At 67.1% G+C, this 690-nt stretch carries 1 pseudogene; it reads left to right on the forward strand.

Annotated elements, in window-relative coordinates:
* Positions 1–40: 40 nt before the first annotated feature.
* Positions 41–690, forward strand: a pseudogene (locus H8B02_RS47640) (hypothetical protein); the annotation flags it as partial.

Raw genomic sequence — 690 nt, forward strand, 5'->3', positions numbered from 1 at the left:
GGGAGCGAGCGGCTCCGGAACGGGCGTTTCGGGCGGTACGTTGAACCTGTCGGCTGGCGGCTCGGCCGCCTTTGTCGGCGTGTCGAGTGGCGGTACCTTTAACGTGATGGGCAAGGTACTCAGCAACGTTAGTGTCTTCAGCGGTGGCGTGGAGAACGTCTCCTCGGGCGGTTTTATCTCGGGTAATAACAGCGCCGGCACCGGCGTTTCCGGCGGCACCCTGAATCTGTCGGCAGGCGGCTCGGCTGCCTATGTCGCGGTGTCCAGCGGCGGTGTCTTCAATGTCGCCGGAACGGTGCTGAGCACCGTCGGGGTGTACAGCGGCGGCGTCGAGAACGTGCTGTCGGGCGGCGTGGTCCAGGGTGTGTCCGGAGGCTTCGGCACCGCGATCTCCGGCGGCACGGTGAACGTGCAGACGGGCGGCACGGCGACCGCGATGTTCGTCTATGCCAGCGGTGCGCTGAACGACAGCGGCATCGTCACCAATCAATTCGTGCTCAGCGGCGGTGTGGAAACCGTTTCGCCCGGAGGTCTCGCGTCGGGTGCACAGGTTTCGGCCGGCGGCCTGCTCGACATTCTCGCCGGCGGCTCGGCGACGAGTGTCGGCGATGCCGGGAGCGTCATCGTCGAAGCCGGCGGCACCGCCGACCACATTACTGTTTCGGGCGGCGGTGTGCTCAGCGTGGGCGG

The organism is Bradyrhizobium altum (assembly GCF_020889705.1).
GTDB lineage: Bacteria > Pseudomonadota > Alphaproteobacteria > Rhizobiales > Xanthobacteraceae > Bradyrhizobium > Bradyrhizobium altum.